General features: G+C 73.5%; 19 protein-coding genes. 1 reads left to right on the forward strand and 18 read right to left on the reverse strand.

Going from position 1 to position 16929, the window contains the following annotated elements; translation table 11 throughout:
* The first annotated feature begins 61 nt into the window (after positions 1-61).
* Entirely contained in the window at positions 62-1147 is a 1086-nt protein-coding gene (locus tag ICW40_RS10095) for a winged helix DNA-binding domain-containing protein (protein WP_221653692.1), read from the forward strand.
* A gap of 243 nt (positions 1148-1390) precedes the next feature.
* Here the strand turns inward: ICW40_RS10095 and csrA are convergent, their stop codons facing one another.
* The 18 genes from csrA to ICW40_RS10185 all read right to left on the reverse strand — a co-directional run.
* Positions 1391-1636 carry a carbon storage regulator CsrA gene (csrA, locus tag ICW40_RS10100; RefSeq protein WP_221653693.1) on the reverse strand — a complete coding sequence of 82 codons (246 nt, stop codon included), beginning with the start codon at positions 1634-1636 and terminating at the stop codon, positions 1391-1393.
* 46 nt (positions 1637-1682) lie between these two features.
* A complete protein-coding gene (locus tag ICW40_RS10105; protein WP_221653694.1) occupies positions 1683-3029 on the reverse strand; it encodes a hypothetical protein in 1347 nt (448 codons plus the stop codon).
* Positions 3007-5067 carry a flagellar biosynthesis protein FlhA gene (locus ICW40_RS10110; protein WP_221653695.1) on the reverse strand — a complete coding sequence of 687 codons (2061 nt, stop codon included), beginning with the start codon at positions 5065-5067 and terminating at the stop codon, positions 3007-3009. Before ICW40_RS10110 ends, ICW40_RS10105 begins: the two co-directional genes overlap by 23 nt.
* Before the next feature lie 49 nt (positions 5068-5116).
* On the reverse strand, positions 5117-6220 hold the full coding sequence (locus tag ICW40_RS10115) for an EscU/YscU/HrcU family type III secretion system export apparatus switch protein (RefSeq protein WP_221653696.1): 1104 nt from the start codon (positions 6218-6220) through the stop codon (positions 5117-5119).
* Entirely contained in the window at positions 6217-6999 is a 783-nt protein-coding gene (locus ICW40_RS10120; RefSeq protein WP_308121733.1) for a flagellar biosynthetic protein FliR, read from the reverse strand. The genes ICW40_RS10115 and ICW40_RS10120 overlap by 4 nt, the downstream gene beginning before the upstream one ends.
* A gap of 3 nt (positions 7000-7002) precedes the next feature.
* Positions 7003-7275 (reverse strand): flagellar biosynthesis protein FliQ, encoded by a 273-nt coding sequence (fliQ, locus tag ICW40_RS10125; RefSeq protein ID WP_221653697.1) that lies wholly within the window; start codon positions 7273-7275, stop codon positions 7003-7005.
* A complete protein-coding gene (gene fliP / locus ICW40_RS10130; protein WP_374199143.1) occupies positions 7272-8129 on the reverse strand; it encodes a flagellar type III secretion system pore protein FliP in 858 nt (285 codons plus the stop codon). Before fliP ends, fliQ begins: the two co-directional genes overlap by 4 nt.
* Entirely contained in the window at positions 8126-8647 is a 522-nt protein-coding gene (fliO, locus tag ICW40_RS10135) for a flagellar biosynthetic protein FliO (RefSeq protein ID WP_221653698.1), read from the reverse strand. The genes fliP and fliO overlap by 4 nt, the downstream gene beginning before the upstream one ends.
* A gap of 1 nt (position 8648) precedes the next feature.
* Complete coding sequence (fliN, locus tag ICW40_RS10140) at positions 8649-9437, reverse strand: flagellar motor switch protein FliN (protein WP_221653699.1); 789 nt, start codon at positions 9435-9437, stop codon at positions 8649-8651.
* Positions 9434-10378 carry a flagellar motor switch protein FliM gene (locus ICW40_RS21530; RefSeq protein ID WP_308121734.1) on the reverse strand — a complete coding sequence of 315 codons (945 nt, stop codon included), beginning with the start codon at positions 10376-10378 and terminating at the stop codon, positions 9434-9436. The genes fliN and ICW40_RS21530 overlap by 4 nt, the downstream gene beginning before the upstream one ends.
* Positions 10379-10679: 301 nt before the next feature.
* Complete coding sequence (locus ICW40_RS10150) at positions 10680-11201, reverse strand: flagellar basal body-associated FliL family protein (protein WP_221653700.1); 522 nt, start codon at positions 11199-11201, stop codon at positions 10680-10682.
* A gap of 2 nt (positions 11202-11203) precedes the next feature.
* On the reverse strand, positions 11204-12094 hold the full coding sequence (locus tag ICW40_RS10155; protein ID WP_221653701.1) for a flagellar motor protein MotB: 891 nt from the start codon (positions 12092-12094) through the stop codon (positions 11204-11206).
* The gene (locus ICW40_RS10160) at positions 12091-12885 is read right to left on the reverse strand and encodes a motility protein A (RefSeq protein WP_221653702.1); all 795 of its coding nucleotides are present in this window, start codon (positions 12883-12885) and stop codon (positions 12091-12093) included. Before ICW40_RS10160 ends, ICW40_RS10155 begins: the two co-directional genes overlap by 4 nt.
* Positions 12885-13163, reverse strand: coding sequence for a flagellar FlbD family protein (locus tag ICW40_RS10165; RefSeq protein ID WP_221653703.1), 279 nt, complete (start codon positions 13161-13163; stop codon positions 12885-12887). Before ICW40_RS10165 ends, ICW40_RS10160 begins: the two co-directional genes overlap by 1 nt.
* A 163-nt stretch (positions 13164-13326) precedes the next feature.
* Entirely contained in the window at positions 13327-14499 is a 1173-nt protein-coding gene (locus tag ICW40_RS21535; RefSeq protein WP_221653704.1) for a methyl-accepting chemotaxis protein, read from the reverse strand.
* Positions 14500-14798: 299 nt separating this feature from the next.
* Positions 14799-15983, reverse strand: coding sequence for a flagellar hook protein FlgE (locus ICW40_RS10175; protein WP_221653705.1), 1185 nt, complete (start codon positions 15981-15983; stop codon positions 14799-14801).
* A gap of 29 nt (positions 15984-16012) precedes the next feature.
* A complete protein-coding gene (locus tag ICW40_RS10180; RefSeq protein WP_221653706.1) occupies positions 16013-16561 on the reverse strand; it encodes a flagellar hook assembly protein FlgD in 549 nt (182 codons plus the stop codon).
* Positions 16562-16570: 9 nt separating this feature from the next.
* The coding region (locus ICW40_RS10185; RefSeq protein ID WP_221653707.1) for a hypothetical protein at positions 16571-16929 on the reverse strand (359 nt) is incomplete at its 5' end.

Below are 16929 nucleotides of genomic sequence, written 5' to 3' on the forward strand. Positions count from 1 at the left end.
CGGCGGCACGGGGCGCGGGCGTCTGGTGGGGCTGTCGGGGGCGCGGCCTAGCGTGGGGACCATGGTCGACGTCGTCTCGCTGCGGGTGCTGAACCGGACCTTCCTCGCCCGGCAGCACCTGGACGCGCGGGTCTCGGCGGCCGTGGAGGACGTCGTCGGGCAGCTCCTGGCGGTGCAGGCGCAGGAGCCGAACTGGGCGATCGTCGGGCTCGCGTCGAGGGTCGAGGGCCTCAGCGCCGCGGACCTCGAGCGGGCGGTCGAGGACCGCGTGCTCGTGCGCTCACCGCTGCTGCGCGGCACGCAGCACCTGCTGCGCGGGGACGACTACGTGTGGGTCCGCCCGACGATCCACCCCGTCCTCGAACGCCTGACCCGCAGCCCCTACTACGCCGAGCAGACGGCCGGCATCGCGCCCGAGGAGCTCGTCGACGCGGCGCTCGACGCCCTGGGCGACGGGCTCGTGCCACGGCGCGACGTGGGCGCCGCGCTCGTCGCGCGCTTCCCGGGCCGCAAGGCCGCGGTCCTCGCCGCGGCCGTCGAGTCGGCCGTGCCCGTGGTGCACGGCCCGCGCACGTCGGCGTGGGGCTCGTGGTGGAGCCGGCGCGGCATCGAGGTCGCGCGCGCCGAGGCGTGGCTCGGCCGGCCCATGGCGCAGCCCGACGTGCGTCGCCTCGTGCGGCGCTACCTCGCCGCCTACGGGCCCGCGGGGGTCATGGACGTCCAGGCGTGGTCCGGTCTGACCCGGCTCGCGCCGCTGCTCGCCGAGATGCGCGGCGAGCTCCGCGTGCTGCGGGGCCCGGACGGCGCCGAGCTGTTCGACCTGCCCGACGCGGTCCTCGCCGACGAGGACGCGCCCGCGCCGGTCCGGTTCGTGGCGGCGTTCGACAACGCGGTGCTCGGGCACCGGGACCGGACGCGGATCCTGCCCGAGGAGGTGCGGCGCACCGTGATGCCCGGCTACTCGATGGTGCACGCGACCGTGCTGGTCGACGGCTTCGTGGCCGCCACCTGGGAGCTCGCGGACGGCGACGTCGTCGTGCACCCGCAGCGTCCCCTGACGCCGCGCGAGCGCGACCAGGTCGCGGAGGAGGGCGAGCGGGTCCGGGCGATCGTCGGCCTGGCCGACGGCGAGGTCGTGCTGCGCTGAGCGGCGCCGTCGCGCTCACGCCGGCACCGTGCGGAGGTCGGCACCGTGCGGAGGTCGGCACCGCGGATCCCACGTCGGAATGGACGTCGGCGTGGAGAATCGGCTCCGCGGTACGGACTCCTACACAGGAGACGCGGCTCGGGGGGGAGCGCCGTGAGACGGGTGGGGACCCGAGCGCCGTGAGGCGGGTGGGCCGGGGCTGACCGCGCGGCGACCGAACGCGCGCGGCGGTGCGCTCGGGGGCTACTCGGCCGGGGGCTTGGGCGGCCGGAGGGCCTTGAGGGCCTCCTCGGCGGCGTCGTCGGCCGAGCGTGCGGCCTCGAGGTTCGCGTTGGTGACCGCCTCGAGCACCTCGGCGCGGTTCACACGGACGTGGCGGGGGGCGTCGATGCCGATCCGTACGCCGTCGCTGCGCACATCGATGATGGTGATGACGATGTCGTCGCCGATCACCAGGCGTTCGCCGACGCGGCGACTCAGGACGAGCATGCAGCGAGAGTAGTCGCTCTCCGGCGTCGGAACCGGCCGAGCGGCCTCAGTCCCAGCGCGCGTCCTCCGCGAGCCGCTCGCTCAGGACGGCCGCCCAGACCACGGGCGAGGCCGGCAGGCCGTCCACCCAGCCGACCGGGACGCCCACGTTGAGCACGGAGCCGGGCGACTGCGCCTCGAAGCTGCCCATGGCCGCTACCGCGTCGAACCCGCGGCGCACACCGACCTCGCGCAGCCACCGCCGGGTCTCCGCGACCCGCCGCGACGCGTCGACGACGGCCCAGCACTGGTCCGGTGCCAGCGCCTCGAGGAGCTCGGCCGCGGCCGGACGGCCGGACGCGTCGACGCCGACCGCGACGAGCGTCGCGCCGTCGCCGGCCCGGCCGCGCAGCCGGGCGGCCGCGACGGTCGTCTGGATGCGCCGGCCGTGGCCGGGCACCGCGTCCATGTCCCCGGCGAGGACGACGTCGTGCGGGTCGATGCCCGCGCGGTAGGCCATCTGCATCGCGGTGCGCAGCGCCGCGGCAGGCTCGCCGACGACGGCGATGACGCCCGTGTCGAGTCGCAGCACGGGGGCGGGCGGGAAGCGGCGGACCAGCGTCGACAGCGGGACGGCCGCCCGCAGGTCCCCCAGACCCGCGAGCAGCGACGTGGGCAGCCCGAGCTCGAGCAGGGCGCCGACGGTCGCGCCGTGCGGGTCGGCGTCGGTCGGGGCGGCCGAGCCCGCGGCGCCCGGCTCGAGCCGCGCCACCTCGGTGCCGGCCGGCTCGACGTCGGTGAACCCGACATCCGTGACCTCGACGTCCGTGACCTCGACGTCCGTGACCTCGACCTCGGTGACCTCGACGTCCGTCCCGCCGTGCGCGGTGCCCGCGGAGGTGAGCTGCACGTCGTCACCCACGAGCTGGCCGAGCGACTCGAGCACCTCGGCGAACGTCGGGCCGGTCGTCGAGATCTCCGGCGTCTCGGGCGCCGCCGGGACCTGCTGCGCGCGCGCCGCGGCGGCGGCCGCAGCGACGGCGTCGGCGCCGGCGACGGCCGAGCCCGAGGTCCCGGGCACGGCCGGAGCACCACCGCTGGCCCCCGGCGCGGTCACGGCCGACGTCGCGTCCGCGTCCTCGGCGGCGTCGGCGGCCGCGAGCAGCGCCTCGATGCCGACCGGGGCCGACGTCGTGCCTGCGGACGCGTTGCGCTCCTGGATGCGGCGCCCGGGGTGCACCGGGTCGGGCACCTCGACCGTGAGCTCGTAGTGCTCCTTGGCGAAGAACCCGCCGATGCCGCCCGTGCGGATGCGCTCGGCCTTGACGATGCGCGCGCCCGGCCCCATCTCGGCCTTGACGCGCAGCATCAGCGAGCGCAGGTCCTCACCGTCAAGCAGCAATCGCGTGGGCATCCCTGACCACCCCCACGGTCTCGATCTGCAGGCCCGCCCCGGTCACCTCGCTGTAGGAGAGCACCGCGAGGCGGGGGAGCGCCAGCGCCACCGTACGGCGCAGGGCAGGTCGGAGGGTGGGGGCGCACACGACGACGGACTCGCGACCGCTCGCCTCGCCCTGCGCGACGACGCCGCGCAGGTCGGCCAGCAGGCGCTCGAGGCGGTTCGGGTCGATGAGCAGGTGGGACCCGCCCTCGCCGGGACGGATCGACTCGACGAGCGCCTGCTCGAGCGTCGGGTCGAGCGTCACGACGCGCAGGACCCCGTCGTGCGCGTACGGCGCGGCGAGCGCCGGGCCGAGCGCACCGCGCGCCGCCTCGACGAGCGTCTCCGGCTCGGTGCTGACCTTCGCGCGCAGCGTCAGGCCCTCGTAGATGCGGGACAGGTCGCGGATCGCGACCTGCTCGGAGAGCAGGCCCTGGAGCACGCGCTGCACCTCGCCGAGCGTGAGCAGCCCGGGGACCAGCTCGTCGACGACGGAGGGGTTGACCTGCTTGACGCCCTCGGTGAGCACGCGGACGTCCTCACGCGAGAGCAGCCGGGCCGCGTTGGCGTCGATGATGGCGCCGAGGTGCGTGATGAGCACGGACACCCGGTCGACGACGGTCGCGCCGACCATCTCGGCCGCGTGCCGCAGCTCGGTCGGGATCCACTTGCCGGGCAGGCCGAACACGGGCTCGACGACGGCCGTGCCGCCCACGCCCTCGAGGTTGTCGCCGAGCGCGAGCAGCCGCCCGCCGGGCGCCTCGCCCCGGCCGACCTCGACACCCGCGATGCGGACGACGTAGGTCGAGCGCGGGAGGTCGACCGAGTCCCGCGTGCGCACGGGCGGCACGACGAAGCCGAGCTCCATCGCGACCTTGCGGCGCAGGCCCCGCACGCGGGCGAGCAGGTCCTGGTCCGTGCCCGAGCCGACCATGTCGACCAGGTCGGGCGCGAGCAGGATCTCGATGGCGTGCACGCGCATCTGCTCGATGAGCGCCTCGGGCGTGTCCGCCTGCGCGGGACGCGCCGGGTCGGTGGCACTCTCGGCGAGCGCTGCCTGGGCCTCGGCGGCGTCGGACGTCTTGATCCGCCACGCCGCGACCAGGAGCAGCGAGCCGACGAGCACGAACGGCAGCTTGGGGAGCCCCGGGATGAGCGCGAGCGCGATCGCCGCGGCACCCGAGATCTGCAGCGCCGAGCGCGACTGCATGAGCTGGCCGGCGGCGGCCGTGCCCATGTCCTCCGACGCCGTCGCGCGGGTCACGATGAGACCCGTCGAGACCGACATGAGCAGCGCGGGGATCTGCGTGACGAGGCCGTCACCGATGGTCAGGAGGCTGAACCGCTCGAGCGACTCGCCCGCGGACATGCCCATCTGCATCATGCCGATCGCGAACCCGCCGAGCAGGTTGATGACGGTGATGATGATGCCCGCGATGGCGTCGCCCTTGACGAACTTCGAGCCACCGTCCATCGCGCCGTAGAAGTCGGCCTCGGCGGCGATGTCGGCGCGGCGCTGGCGTGCCGTGTCCTCGTCGATGAGGCCCGCGTTGAGGTCGGCGTCGATCGCCATCTGCTTGCCGGGCATCGCGTCGAGCGTGAACCGCGCGCCGACCTCGGCGACGCGGCCCGCACCGTTGGTGATCACCGCGAACTGGATGACGACGAGGATGAGGAAGATCACGAGGCCGATGACGAGCGAGCCGCCGACGACGAAGTGCCCGAACGCGTCGATGACCTGACCCGCGTAGCCGTCGCGCAGCACGAGGCGCGTCGAGGCCACGTTGAGGCCCAGCCGGAACAGCGTCAGCACGAGCAGCATCGACGGGAACACCGAGAAGTCGAGCGGCCGCTTGACGTACATGCTGGTCAGCAGCACGACGAGCGAGATCGTGATGTTCAGGACGATGAGCACGTCGAGCAGCGCTGCCGGCAGCGGCACCACGAGGAGCAGGACGATGCCGACGACGCCGACCGGCACGCCCAGCGTCATGAGCTGCTTGCCCTTCATCGGTGGTCTCCCTCGGTGGTGGTGATGGTGGTCAGGTGGGTCGTGACGTTCATGCCGCCTCCAGGCGCGACGGCCCGCCAGGGGCCCGGTGGGTGCCGGCGGCCGCGCCGCGGCGCCGCAGCGCCATGACGAAGGCGAGGACCTTCGCGACGGCGACGAAGAGGTGCGCGGGCACCTCCTGGTTGAGCTCGCACGCGCCGTGCAGCGCACGGGCGAGCGGGATGTCCTCGACCATGGGGACGCGCTTGTCGCCCGCGACCGCGCGGATGCGCGCCGCGACGTGGCCCGCGCCCTTGGCGACGACGCGCGGCGCGCCCTTACCCGGTTCGTAGCGCAGCGCGACGGCGACGTGCGTCGGGTTCACGAGGACGACGTCGGCCGTGGCGACCTCCGCGATCATGCGGTTGCGGCTCATCGCGATCTGCTTGGAGCGGATCGCGCCCTTGAGCTGCGGGTCGCCCTCGGCCTGCTTGTTCTCGTCCTTGATCTCCTTCTTGCTCATCCGGGTCTGCTTGCGGTTGCGCCGCATGACCACGATGACGTCGAGGGCGGCCAGGACGAGGCCGGCGATGACCGCCGTGCGGATGACGTCGGCGACGCCGCCGCCCGCCGCGCCGAGGATCTGCGAGAGCGAGTGCGTGCCCGAGCCCAGCATGAGGGGGACGAAGCCCTGCACCACGGTCCACAGCACGATGCCGATCGCCGCCGTCTTGAGCGCGGCCTTCGCACCGTTCCACCCGGCCTGCGGGCCGAAGGTGTTCTTCAGGCCCTTCGCGAGGTTGAACTGCTTGAACGACGGCTTGAGCTTCTTGGCCGAGATGTGGATGCCGCCCTGCATGGCCGAGGCCACGACCGCGGCGAGCACGACGACGCCCAGCATCGGCGCGAGCGTGCGCAGCACCGACCCCATGCCGTCCCAGAGCGCGTTCACCGCGAGCTCGGGCGTCGGGTTCGCGACGACCTCGCGGACCAGCGAGAGCTGGTCCACGGCGGCGCCCGACCCGGACTGCAGCACGACGGGCAGCATGAGCGCGCCGACGCCGATGCCGAGCCACGCCGAGACGTCCTGCGAGCGCTGGAGCGCGCCGTCGCGGCGCAGCTCCTTCATCCGCTTCGGTGTGGCCTTCTCGGTCTTGTCCTCGCCGCCGCTCATCGCGCGACCCTCCCGACGTCGGTCAGCGCGGTGTCCGTGAGGGCCGCGACCACCTGCGGGAGGGCGAGGTACGCGGTCACGCCCAGGAGCACCGTCAGCAGGATCTTGAGCGGGAAGCCGAGGGCGAAGGCGTTGAGCGCGGGCGCCACACGCGTGAGCAGGCCGAGCCCGACGTCGGCCAGGAACAGCACCGCGATGAGCGGCCCGGCGACCTGGAGGGCGGCGAGGAACATGCCCGTGACGCCGGTGGTCACCGTCTCCGCCATCACGGCGAGGTCGAGCGGCGTGCCGAGCGGCAGGGCGTCGAAGCTGCGCACGAGGCCGCCGATGACGACCTGGTAGGCGTCGGACGCGAACAGCAGCACGATCGCCGTGAGCTGGTAGAGCCGCGCGAACTGCGCGCCGTTGCTCATGCTCATCGGGTCGAACGCGGCCGCGAGCTGGAAGCCGCCGAAGAGGTCGAGCATGTTGCCCGCCGCCTGGACCGCTGAGAACACGAGCATCACGAGGAAGCCGAGCGCCGAGCCGATGAGGACCTGGAGCAGCACGTCACCGATGAACTGCGCGGTGCCGGACGCGATCGACGTGCCGAGCCCGGGCCCGGCCGCCTCGGTCGCGCGCGGGGCTGCGAGCATGCCGAGCCCGACGGCGAGCATGGCCTTGACCTGACCCGGGATCGCGCGGTGCGAGAAGGGCGGCGCGATCAGCAGGAACGCCGCGATGCGCACGCCCGCGAGCATGACGACCTCGAGCGACGCGAGGGGCAGGGTCAGGCCCACGGGTCAGCCCCCGAGGAGCGACGGGATGCGCTCGAAGATCTGGTGGGTGAACGCGACCGTCTCGGAGATCATCCAGTGGCCGGCGACCAGCAGCGCGACGGCGACGGCGAGCGCCTTCGGCACGAAGCTGAGCGTGACCTCCTGGATCTGCGTGATCGACTGCAGGAGCGACACCGCGAAGCCGACGACGAGCGCGGTGACCAGCACGGGTGCGCAGAGCTTCCCGGCCAGGATGAGCGCCTGCATGCCGATGTCGAGGACCTCGTTCGGGTTCATGAGTAGCTCCCGACGAGCGCCGTGATGATGAGGCCCCAGCCGTCGACGAGGACGAAGAGGAGGAGCTTGAAGGGGAGCGACACCATGACGGGCGGCAGCATCATCATGCCCATCGACATGAGCGACGCCGAGACCACGAGGTCGATGACCAGGAAGGGCACGAACACGACGAAGCCGATGATGAACGCGGAGCGCAGCTCCGAGAGCATGAACGCGGGCACGAGGGTGCTCATCGGCACCGTCTCGGGCGACTCGGGGTTGACCTGGTCGGCCGCCCGGGTCACGAGCGCGAGGTCCTCCTGACGCGTCTGCCCGAGCATGAACTCGCGCAGCGGGGCGGTCGCGGCGTCGAGCGCCTGCGAGAAGGTCAGCGTGCCGTCGAGGTAGGGCTGGACGCCGACGTCGTTCACGTCGCCGAGCACCGGGGCCATGATGAACAGGCTGAGGAAGAGCGCGAGGCCGGCGAGGACCTGGTTCGGCGGGACGCCGGTGAGGCCGAGCGCGTTCCGGGTGAGGGCGAGGACCACGAAGATCTTCGTGAAGCTCGTCATCATGAGCAGCAGCGACGGGGCGACCGAGAGCAGCGTGATCGTCAGCAGGACGACGATCGAGCTGTCCGGCGTGCCGTCGATGCCGTTGATGTCGAGCGAGATGGTGGGGCCGTCGGCGGGGTCGGTCGGTGCGACCGGTGCGGCCGGGTCGAGGGGCGGTGCCGGGGCGGCGTGCGCACCGTCGGCGAGGGCGATCGCGAGGACCGCCATCACGAGCAGCGCGAGGGCGACGGCGACGAGGCGCGCGCGCCCGGTCGGACCCGTCACGGCGGGCTCAGCCCGCGTGGCGAGGGTGTGGCTCAACGACGGATGGTCCGTTCCTGCACCGCAACCACCGCCTGGCGCCACGTCGCGGCGTCCAGGATCGATCCCTCGAGGGGGTTGCGGGGCGTGGGGACCGCGGGCATCCGTGCCGCGGGGGTGGATGAGGACTGGGTGACGGGCTGGGCGACGTCGGGCGTCACGTCCCGCAGGTCGTCGGGCACGACGGTGTCGGCGACGACGGCCTCGAGCTCGGCCGGGTCGAGCGCGATGCGCTCGCGCACGCCCTCCTCCTCGGCCGGCGCCGGCTCGACCTCGGTGAGGAGGTTCACGCCGTGCTCGCTGACGCCGAGGAGCAGGCGCCGCCCGCCGATCTCGACGAGGGCCACGCCCGTGCGGCCGCCGAGCGACTGCTTGGCGACCACGCTCAGCGCGGCCTGCCGCGAGCGCTTGACCGTGCCGGTGCCCGCGGCCCTGCGGCCGAGGAACCAGAGCACGCCCAGCACGCAGGCGAGCGCGAGGAGCACGCGCAGGCCGAGCACGAGGGTCGAGGAGTCCATGTCAGGCGCCCTGCTCCGTCGAGACGATCTCGGTGACGCGGATGCCGTAGTGCTCGTCGACGACGACGACCTCGCCGCGCGCGACGAGCCGGCCGTTGACCATCACGTCGGCGGGGGCGCCGGCCTCGCGGTCGAGCTCGAGCACCGTGCCGGGCACGAGCTCGAGCACCTGGCGGACGGGCAGCCGCGTGCGGCCGATCTCGGCCGTGAGCGTCATCTCGACGTGCTGGAGCAGGCGCATCGTCGCCTCGCGGTCACGCGGCGCCGGGGTCGAGCCCCGCTGCTGCGGGACCTGCGGGGCGTGCACCGAGGACGCGCTCGCGCCGGCGCCGGTCGGGCGGAGGCGGATGCCGCACCACGCCTGGGGGCCGGTGGGGCCGGAGAGGGCGAAGACGACGAGGCCGTCGTCGTCCAGGTCGGAGCCGAGCGGACCGGTCGTGGCCTGCTCGAGCACGCCCGGGCCGAGCACCGCGACGGCGCCCTCGAGCGCCGGGCGGAGCGCGTCCGCGAGGGACACGCCGGCACCGGCACCGGCGAGCGCGTCCGCGACGGCCGCGTCGGCGACGACGACGAGCTCGGCGCTCGTGCCGCCGACGAACGACGCGCGCACGGCGGGCGCCGACGGCGCGGGACCGTTCGCGGGCTCGTGGACGGCGACCTCGAGCGTCGCGGTCGAGGGCAGGAGGCGCGCGAGCTCGGTCGCGACCGTGTGCGCGGTCGCGAGGACGTCGGCGTCGTGCCGGTCGAGCGTCGCGACGCTCACGGGCAGGCTGGCGGGCAGAGACGTCATCGGGTGCTCTCCTCGGAGGTGACGACCAGGCAGGCGAGGCGGGAGCCGTTGCTCCCGAGGGCGGCGCGGGCCATGACGACGTCGTCGACGACGACGTCCATCGGGGTGCCGACGCGGTGCGTCAGCGGGATCAGGTCGCCGACCTGGAGGTTCTCCAGGCGGGCGGGGGTCACGGTGACGGGCGCGAGGCGCACCGAGACGCCGACCGGCACCTCCTGCACCTGGGCCGCGAGGCGCCCGACGGCGGCCTCGTGCTCGCGGACCTCGTCCGACGAGCGACGGACCGTGCCGTCGCCGTCGCGCAGGGGCCCGAGGAGGAGGTCGGCGGGGAGCATGATCGACGCGGTGCTCGTGTGCTCGCCGGCGACCATCTCGAAGGTCGCGACCAGCACGGGTGCGGACGCGGCGGCGGCCTGCACGAACTGCGGGCTGTACTGCACCGACTTCACGGCGGCGTCGATCGGCGCCACGGACGTGAAGGCGTAGGTGAGGTCGCCCAGCGAGAGCTGCACGAGGTCGCGCACGAGGCGCCACTCGATGTCGGTGAGCTCGCGCTCGAGGTCGTCGAGCACGATGCCCGGGCCGCCGAGCAGGTAGTCGACCCAGAGCATCGCGGTGTCCATCGGGAGCTGCACGAGCGCGGTGGACCGGCCCTGCTCGACCGTGCACAGGATCATCGCCGTGGGCGCCGGCAGCGGCCGCACGTAGTCGTCGTACGACATGAGCTGCACCGAGACGAGCGTGGCCTGGGCGACGGCGCGCAGGCGCGACGTGAGCAGGGTGCTCCACTGGCGCCCGTACGTCTCGAAGCCCATCTCGAGCACACGGCCGTGCTCGCGGGCGAGCGTCATCGGGCGACGGAAGTCGTAGAGCTCGGGGGCGCGGGTCGGCGCTCCCGACGCGCGGCGCGCGGGGCTGGTTGCTGCTTCCTGGACCGTCACGCGTGCCCCATCGGCCGTGGTACTGGGGTGATGAGGGATCCGCGCAGGGACGCGTGAGCTCTCGGCGTGTCGCCCGTCGGCGGGTCGTGCCCCCGGTCACCGCTCCGCGGTCACCGGGGTGAGGTGGCGCCCTCCATGGCGCCGCGAGTGCACCGGCTTCCGTGCCGGCTCCGTGCTGGTCGTGCTCGTCGTACGGGTCGTGCTGGTCGTGCAGGTGGTGCTGGTCGTGCAGGTGGTGCTGGGTGCTGCTGGTCGTGCGGGTGCTGCTCGTCCTACGTCGTCGCGGCGTGGGCCTCGCGGCTCACTGCGTGACGTAGTCCGTCAGGTACACGTCCATCACCTCCCCGTGGTACGCCTCGGCGAGCTGGTGGCGCAGCTCCTCCTTGAGGGCCGCGCGGCCCTCCGCGGAGGAGACCTCCTCGACCGTGCGGCCCGAGAACAGGGCGATCGCGAGGTCGAGCGCGTGCGCGGACGAGACCTCGCCGTGCACCTCGGCGGTGAGCTGCAGGGCGATGCCCAGGCGCAGGTAGTGGCCACCCGCGAGGTTGATGCTCACGGCCTCGACCGTGACGACCTCGCCCGGCTCGGGTGCGGGCTCCTCGGCGACGACCTCCTCGCCCGACGCGGCCCCGGGTCCCATGAGGAACCACCAGCCGGCGCCGCCCCCGACGAGCAGGAGCGCGAGGAGGACGACGACGAGCTTCTTCTTCTTCCCGCCCTTGGCCTCGCCCTCGGGCTCCTCCGCCGCCGGTGCGGCGGCCGGGGACTTCCCCGAGGCGCCGATGGTCGGCTTGGACGCGATGATGCGCTGTTCGGTGGGCATGCTCACCCCTGGTGTGCTTCGGCGAGGGACGGGAGGAGGGCGCGGACGTCCTCCGGGACGGAGCTGAGGACGACGAGGTCCACGCGGCGGTTGGCCTCGAGCGGGTCGACGCCGGGATCGGTGATCGGGCGGGCCTCGCCGAAGCCGACGGCGGCGATCCGCTGGGGCGCCACGCCACCGACCTCGACCAGGCGGCGGAGCACCTGGGTCGCGCGGTCCGAGGAGAGCTCCCAGTTGGTCGCGTAGCGACCGGAGACCGGGATGGAGTTCGTGTGGCCCTCGACCGAGATCTCGTCGGGCAGGCCCGCGAGGACGGGTGCGGTCGTGTCGACGATCCGCTTGGCGGTGTCCGTCAGCTCGGCGCTCGCGGCGCTGAAGAAGACGTCGTCGGCCACCATGCCGATCACGAGGCCGCGCTCGGTGACGCGGAACCGCACGCGGTCCGCGAGGCCGACGGGCGTGAGGGCGGCGGAGATCTGCTGCGCGATCGCGTCGAGCCGCTGGTACTCGGTGCTCGCCGCCTCGGCGCGCTGCTCGGCCTCGGTGACCTCGCGCGACGGGCCCTCGATCGGCTCGACCTCGATGGCCGCCTCCGCGAGCAGGTCCGGCGTGATCTGGAAGGTCTCGACGCCGGTGAGCGTGCCGCTGCTGCCCTCGAGCATGACGGGTGCGGGTGCACCGAACCCGGCGGCGAGGGACTGGCGCAGCTGCTCGAACTTGACCTGGTCCACCTGGCTCATGGCGTAGAGCACGATGAACAGGCCCACGAGGACGGTCATCATGTCGGCGTAGCTCACGGCCCACCGCTCGTGGTTCTCGTGCTCCTCCTCGTGCGCGGCCTTCGAGCGACGTCGGCCGCCCGAGTGCCCGCCCGAGCCGTGCCCGGCGCTCACGCCGCGGCCTTCTTGCCCGCGGCCTTCGGGTCCGCGGCCGGCTCGGAGCCGGGCGGCATGAGGCTGCGCAGGCGCTGGCCGACGAGGCGCGGGTTGGCGCCGGACTGGATCGCCAGCAGGCCTTCGACGGCGAGCTCCATGTGGGCGATCTCGAGCTCCGAGGCCCGTCCCACGCGGGCGCCGAGCGGCAGCCACATGAGGTTGGCCGAGAGCAGGCCCCACAGGGTCGCGACGAACGCCGCCGCGATCATGTCGCCGAGCTCGTCGGGGTTCGAGAGGTTCTCGAGCACGTGCACGAGCGAGACGACGGTGCCGATGATGCCGATGGTCGGCGCGTAGCCGCCCATGTTGTTGAAGACCTTGGCGGTGCTCTTGTCCTGGGCGCGCTTGCTCGCGATCCGGTCCTCGAGCATCTCGCGGAGGTCGTCCGGGTCCGTGCCGTCGATCGCCGACTGGAGGCCCGAGCGCAGGAAGGGGTTCTCGACCGTGCGGGCGGCGTCCTCGAGCGAGAGGAGGCCCTCGCGCCGCGCGCGGTCGGCGAGGCCGACGACGACCTCGACGGTCGCGTCGAGGTCCGGGCGCTTGAAGGTCAGCCAGCCCTTGAGCGTCTTGAACGCGTGCAGGAAGTCCTGCATCGTCGTCGAGGCGAGGCCCGCACCGATCGTGCCGCCGATGACCAGGATCATCGGGGCCGGCAGGACCACCGACATGGGGCTCGAGCCCTCGAGGAAGATGGAGAGGATCACCATCGCGAACGCGAAGGCGATCCCTGCCAGGGTTGCCGGATCCATCAGTCGGCCTCCGGGACGGCGGTCAGCGACCGCGGCTGCTGCCGCAGCTCGGTGACGGGAGCCAGCTCGTCGCTCTCACGCGAGTAGTCGAGCGTCGCGGCGGCCACGCGGGCGCGGTACCGGACGACGAGCTCGGTGATCTCCTCGAGCGACTCCGTGACGATGTACTTGGTGCCGTCGATGAGCGTGAGGATCGTGTCCGGCGTGCTCTCGACGCGCTGGAGCAGGTCGGGGTTCACCGCGAAGCGCGGTCCGTTGAGACGCGTGACGACGATCATGGCTATCCATCCCTGGTGCTGCCTCGGGGCCCGTCCATGAGCCCTGCACCTGTCCCATCGGCCGGTCTGGCCCGATGTGAGGCGTTGTGCGGGTGACGGTGGTGCGGTCGGGGTACGTGCTGTGCGCGCGACGCGGTGCGCGTGCGGTGCGGTCGAGCTGCGGTCAGACCTTGATCGTCGAGACCAGCGAGAACAGCTCGGCGGACAGCTCGCGCATCTGCTGCGCGGCGAGGTCCGTGTGACGCGCGCCCTCCTGCGCCTCGCGTGCGGCCGTGCGCACCGAGCCGATGGAGCCCGCGATGTCGGCGGACCCGCCCGCGGCGCCCGCGACGGCGTGCGACATCTGCGCCGTCGTCGCGGACTGCTGCTCGACGGCGGCGGAGATGCTGGTCTGGTACTCGGCGATGGTCCGGATGACCTCCGTGACCGTCGCGAGCTCGCCGACGGCCTGGTGGGTGCGGTCCTGGATCGCGCCGATCTGGACGGTGATCTGCTCGGTGGCGCGCGCGGTCTCCTGCGCGAGCTCCTTGACCTCGCCGGCGACGACGGCGAAGCCCTTGCCGGCCTCGCCCGCGCGGGCCGCCTCGATCGTCGCGTTGAGCGCGAGGAGGTTGGTCTGCTCGGCGATCGAGGTGATGAGCTTGATGACCTGGCCGATCTCGGCGCTGGCCTCCCCGAGGCGGCCGACGGTGCCGTGCGCGGCCGAGGCGGCGGTCACGGCGTCGGCGGCGATCGTTGCCGCCTGCGCGGCGTTCCGGGAGATCTCGTCGATCGCCTGGCGCATCTCGCCCGCGCCCGCGGCGACCGTCTGCGCGTCGGCGGTGACGCCGCGCGCGGTCGCGTCGACGGCGTCGAGCTCGCCGGCCGTGGCGTCGGCCGCCCCGTGCATGGACCCGCTCACGCGGGCCAGCTCGTCGGCGGCCTCCTGGAGCACGGTGGCGTTGGTGCGCAGCCCGTGGACCGTCGACGCCATCCAGTCGACGGTGCCGTTGAGCGCGTTGCCCATGAGGCCGAGCTCGTCGTCGCCGAGGTTCTCGAGCCGGCCGCTGAGGTCGCCCGAGTGCACCTGGCCGAGGAAGGCGCCCGTGCGCTTGAGCGGGCGCGTGATGCTGATCTGGGCCCACACGGCGAACACCACGGACGGGATCGCGACGAGCGGCCCGATCCACACGAGCCACCCGAGCGAGTCGAGCGTCGCGGCTGCCGCGGCCGGGTCGCCCGCGGCGATCTGGCCCGCGGCGCGCGAGGTGGTCGAGTGCGCGAGCACGCAGACGACGACGAGCGCCACCACGGGGATGGCGACGCCGAGGCGCGCCTTGGTCCGGTTGCTGATCACGGTTCTCCAGTCGTCGAGCAGGTCGCCGTACCCATCGGCCGGCCGGGTCCGCGTCTGAGGCGGGACCGACACCTCCCGCGCCGCCGTCGTGAGACCTGCGCCACCCGCTGAGCGTGCGCGCTCGGCGCGCGAGGTCGACGTGCCGCGTACCCTCCCCTCCCGGCCGACGCCCCTCTCCACCGAGATGCGCGGCGCACGGTGCTGGAGTCGCCGATGGGGCCGGTGGGATTCCCACCGGCCCCATCGGGACCATCAGTCACATGCGCCGCACGGCCCGGTGCTCGGGCCTGCCGCGCGCGTCAGCGCTTGAGGTTCACGAGCTCCTGGAGCAGCTCGTCCGACGTCGTGATGACGCGGCTGTTCGCCTGGAAGCCGCGCTGGGCGATGATCAGGCTCGTGAACTCGGCCGAGAGGTCGACGTTCGACATCTCGAGCGTGCCGCCCGAGAGCTCGCCACGACCGCCGGTGCCCGCGGCGCCGACCTGCGGGTCGCCCGAGTTGACCGTGGTCCGGTAGAGCGAGCCGCCGGCCTTCTCGAGACCCGCGGGGTTGGTGAACGTCGCGAGCGACACGCGGCCGAGCGGCTGCTTGAGGCCGTTGCTGAATGAGCCGAGCAGCGTGCCGTCGGCGTTGATCATGAACGACTGGAGCGTGCCGGCGGAGCGGCCGTCCTGGCTCGCGGCCTCGACGGTCGTCAGGCCCGCGTAGCCGGTGAGGGTGCTGAGGTCGACCTCGACGTCACCGGCGTCGAACGTGCCGCCGGCCGTGAGCACGCCGGCCGCGCTGAACGTGACCTCGGCGGGGGTGCCGACCGCGACGCCGTCGCGGGTCGCGGCGACGCCCCAGCCCGTGGCCGTGCGCGTGAAGGCCAGGTTGAGCGACGCCGACGTGCCGTCCTCCGCGTGGACCTCGATCTGGCGGTTGAGCACGGTCCCGACGGCCGCGTCGGACGGCAGGTTGCCCTCGAACGTCGCGCCCTCGGTCGCCGCCGCGCCCATGAGCGTCGCGATGGGCAGGCGGATGTCGACCAGCGGGCCGTTGACGTCGATGCTGCCGTCGGGGGCGGCCGCCCAGCCCTGGACGAGGCCGCCGTCGGGCGTGACGAGCTGGCCCGTCGCGTCGAAGTCGAAGGCACCGGCGCGCGAGAAGAACTGCTCGGCGCCCTTCTTCACGACGAAGAAGCCGTCGCCCGAGATCATCATGTCCGTCGAGCGGTTGGTGAGCTGGGCCGCGCCCTGCTGGAAGTTCGTCGTGATGCCCGCGACGCGCACGCCGAGGCCGACCTGCGCCGGGTTGGTGCCACCGCTCACGCCCTGCTGGGGGCCACCGGCGTTGGTGAGCACCTGGGACAGCGTGTCCTGGAACTGGGCCTGCGACGCCTTGAAGCCGGTCGTGTTGACGTTGGCGATGTTGTTGCCGGTCACGTCGAGCATGGTCTGGTGGGCCCGGAGGCCGCTGATGCCGGAGAAGAGCGAGCGGAGCATGGGAGTTCCCTTCGAGTGGTGAGGAGGCCTCAGGCGGCCGGGGTGGCCGACGCGTCGGCGGAGGTCTGGGTCGCGGCGGAGCCGCTGGTCGGGGTGGTGGCGGGCGCGGCCGGAGCGGGCACGGTGCCGGCCGGGGTGGCCGCCGAGGCGGCACGCACGAGCGTCACGCCGTCGAGGGGCACCTGCTGCCCGTCGACGGTGATCATCGGCACGGGGCCGGCGAACGAGACGGACTCGACGACGCCGGTGCGGGGCGTGCCGTCGGCGGCGACGTAGCCGATCTGCTGGCCGACCATGCCGCCCGCGGCGATCCGCATCTGCAGGCTGAAGCTCTCGCGCGAGGTCTCGGCCATCGCGGACAGCTGCTCCATCGAGGCGAGCTGCGTGGACTGGGCCATCATCTCGGTCGTGTCCATGGGCGACGTCGGGTCCTGGTTGCGCAGCTGGGCGACGAGGAGCGCCAGGAAGACCTCCTGGTCCATCTCCTTCTTGGCGGTCGAGGCGGTGGCGGTCGCGTGCACGCTCGTGCCCGCGGCGGCCGACGGTGCGGTCGCGGCACCGGTGATCGGGATGTCCATGAGGTCCTCTCAGACGACGAGGTCGAGACCGCGAGCGGTCGGTCGGTGGTCGGTGGGTGCTGCGGCCTCGGCCGCGGTGGCGCTCGGCGTGCCGGCCGACGACGGCGTGCGGCGCCCGTCGCCCGTGCCGGTGCCCTGCTGCTCGCCCTGGCCCAGGTGACCGGCGAGGCCCGGGCGTCCGCCCTGGCCGCCGTCCTGCGTGCGCGCGCCGAGGCCGAGGTCGCCGGGCAGCCCCGCGGCCACGAGGTCGCGCCGCAGGTCGGGCAGCGCGGCGCGCAGGGCGTCGCGCGCCTGGTCGGTCGCGCCGAGCAGCTCGACGCGGACGCCGTCCTTCCCGATGTGCGCGATGACGCGGACCGGCCCGATGG

It is taken from the genome of Actinotalea ferrariae, assembly GCF_019733465.1.
GTDB lineage: Bacteria > Actinomycetota > Actinomycetes > Actinomycetales > Cellulomonadaceae > Actinotalea > Actinotalea ferrariae_A.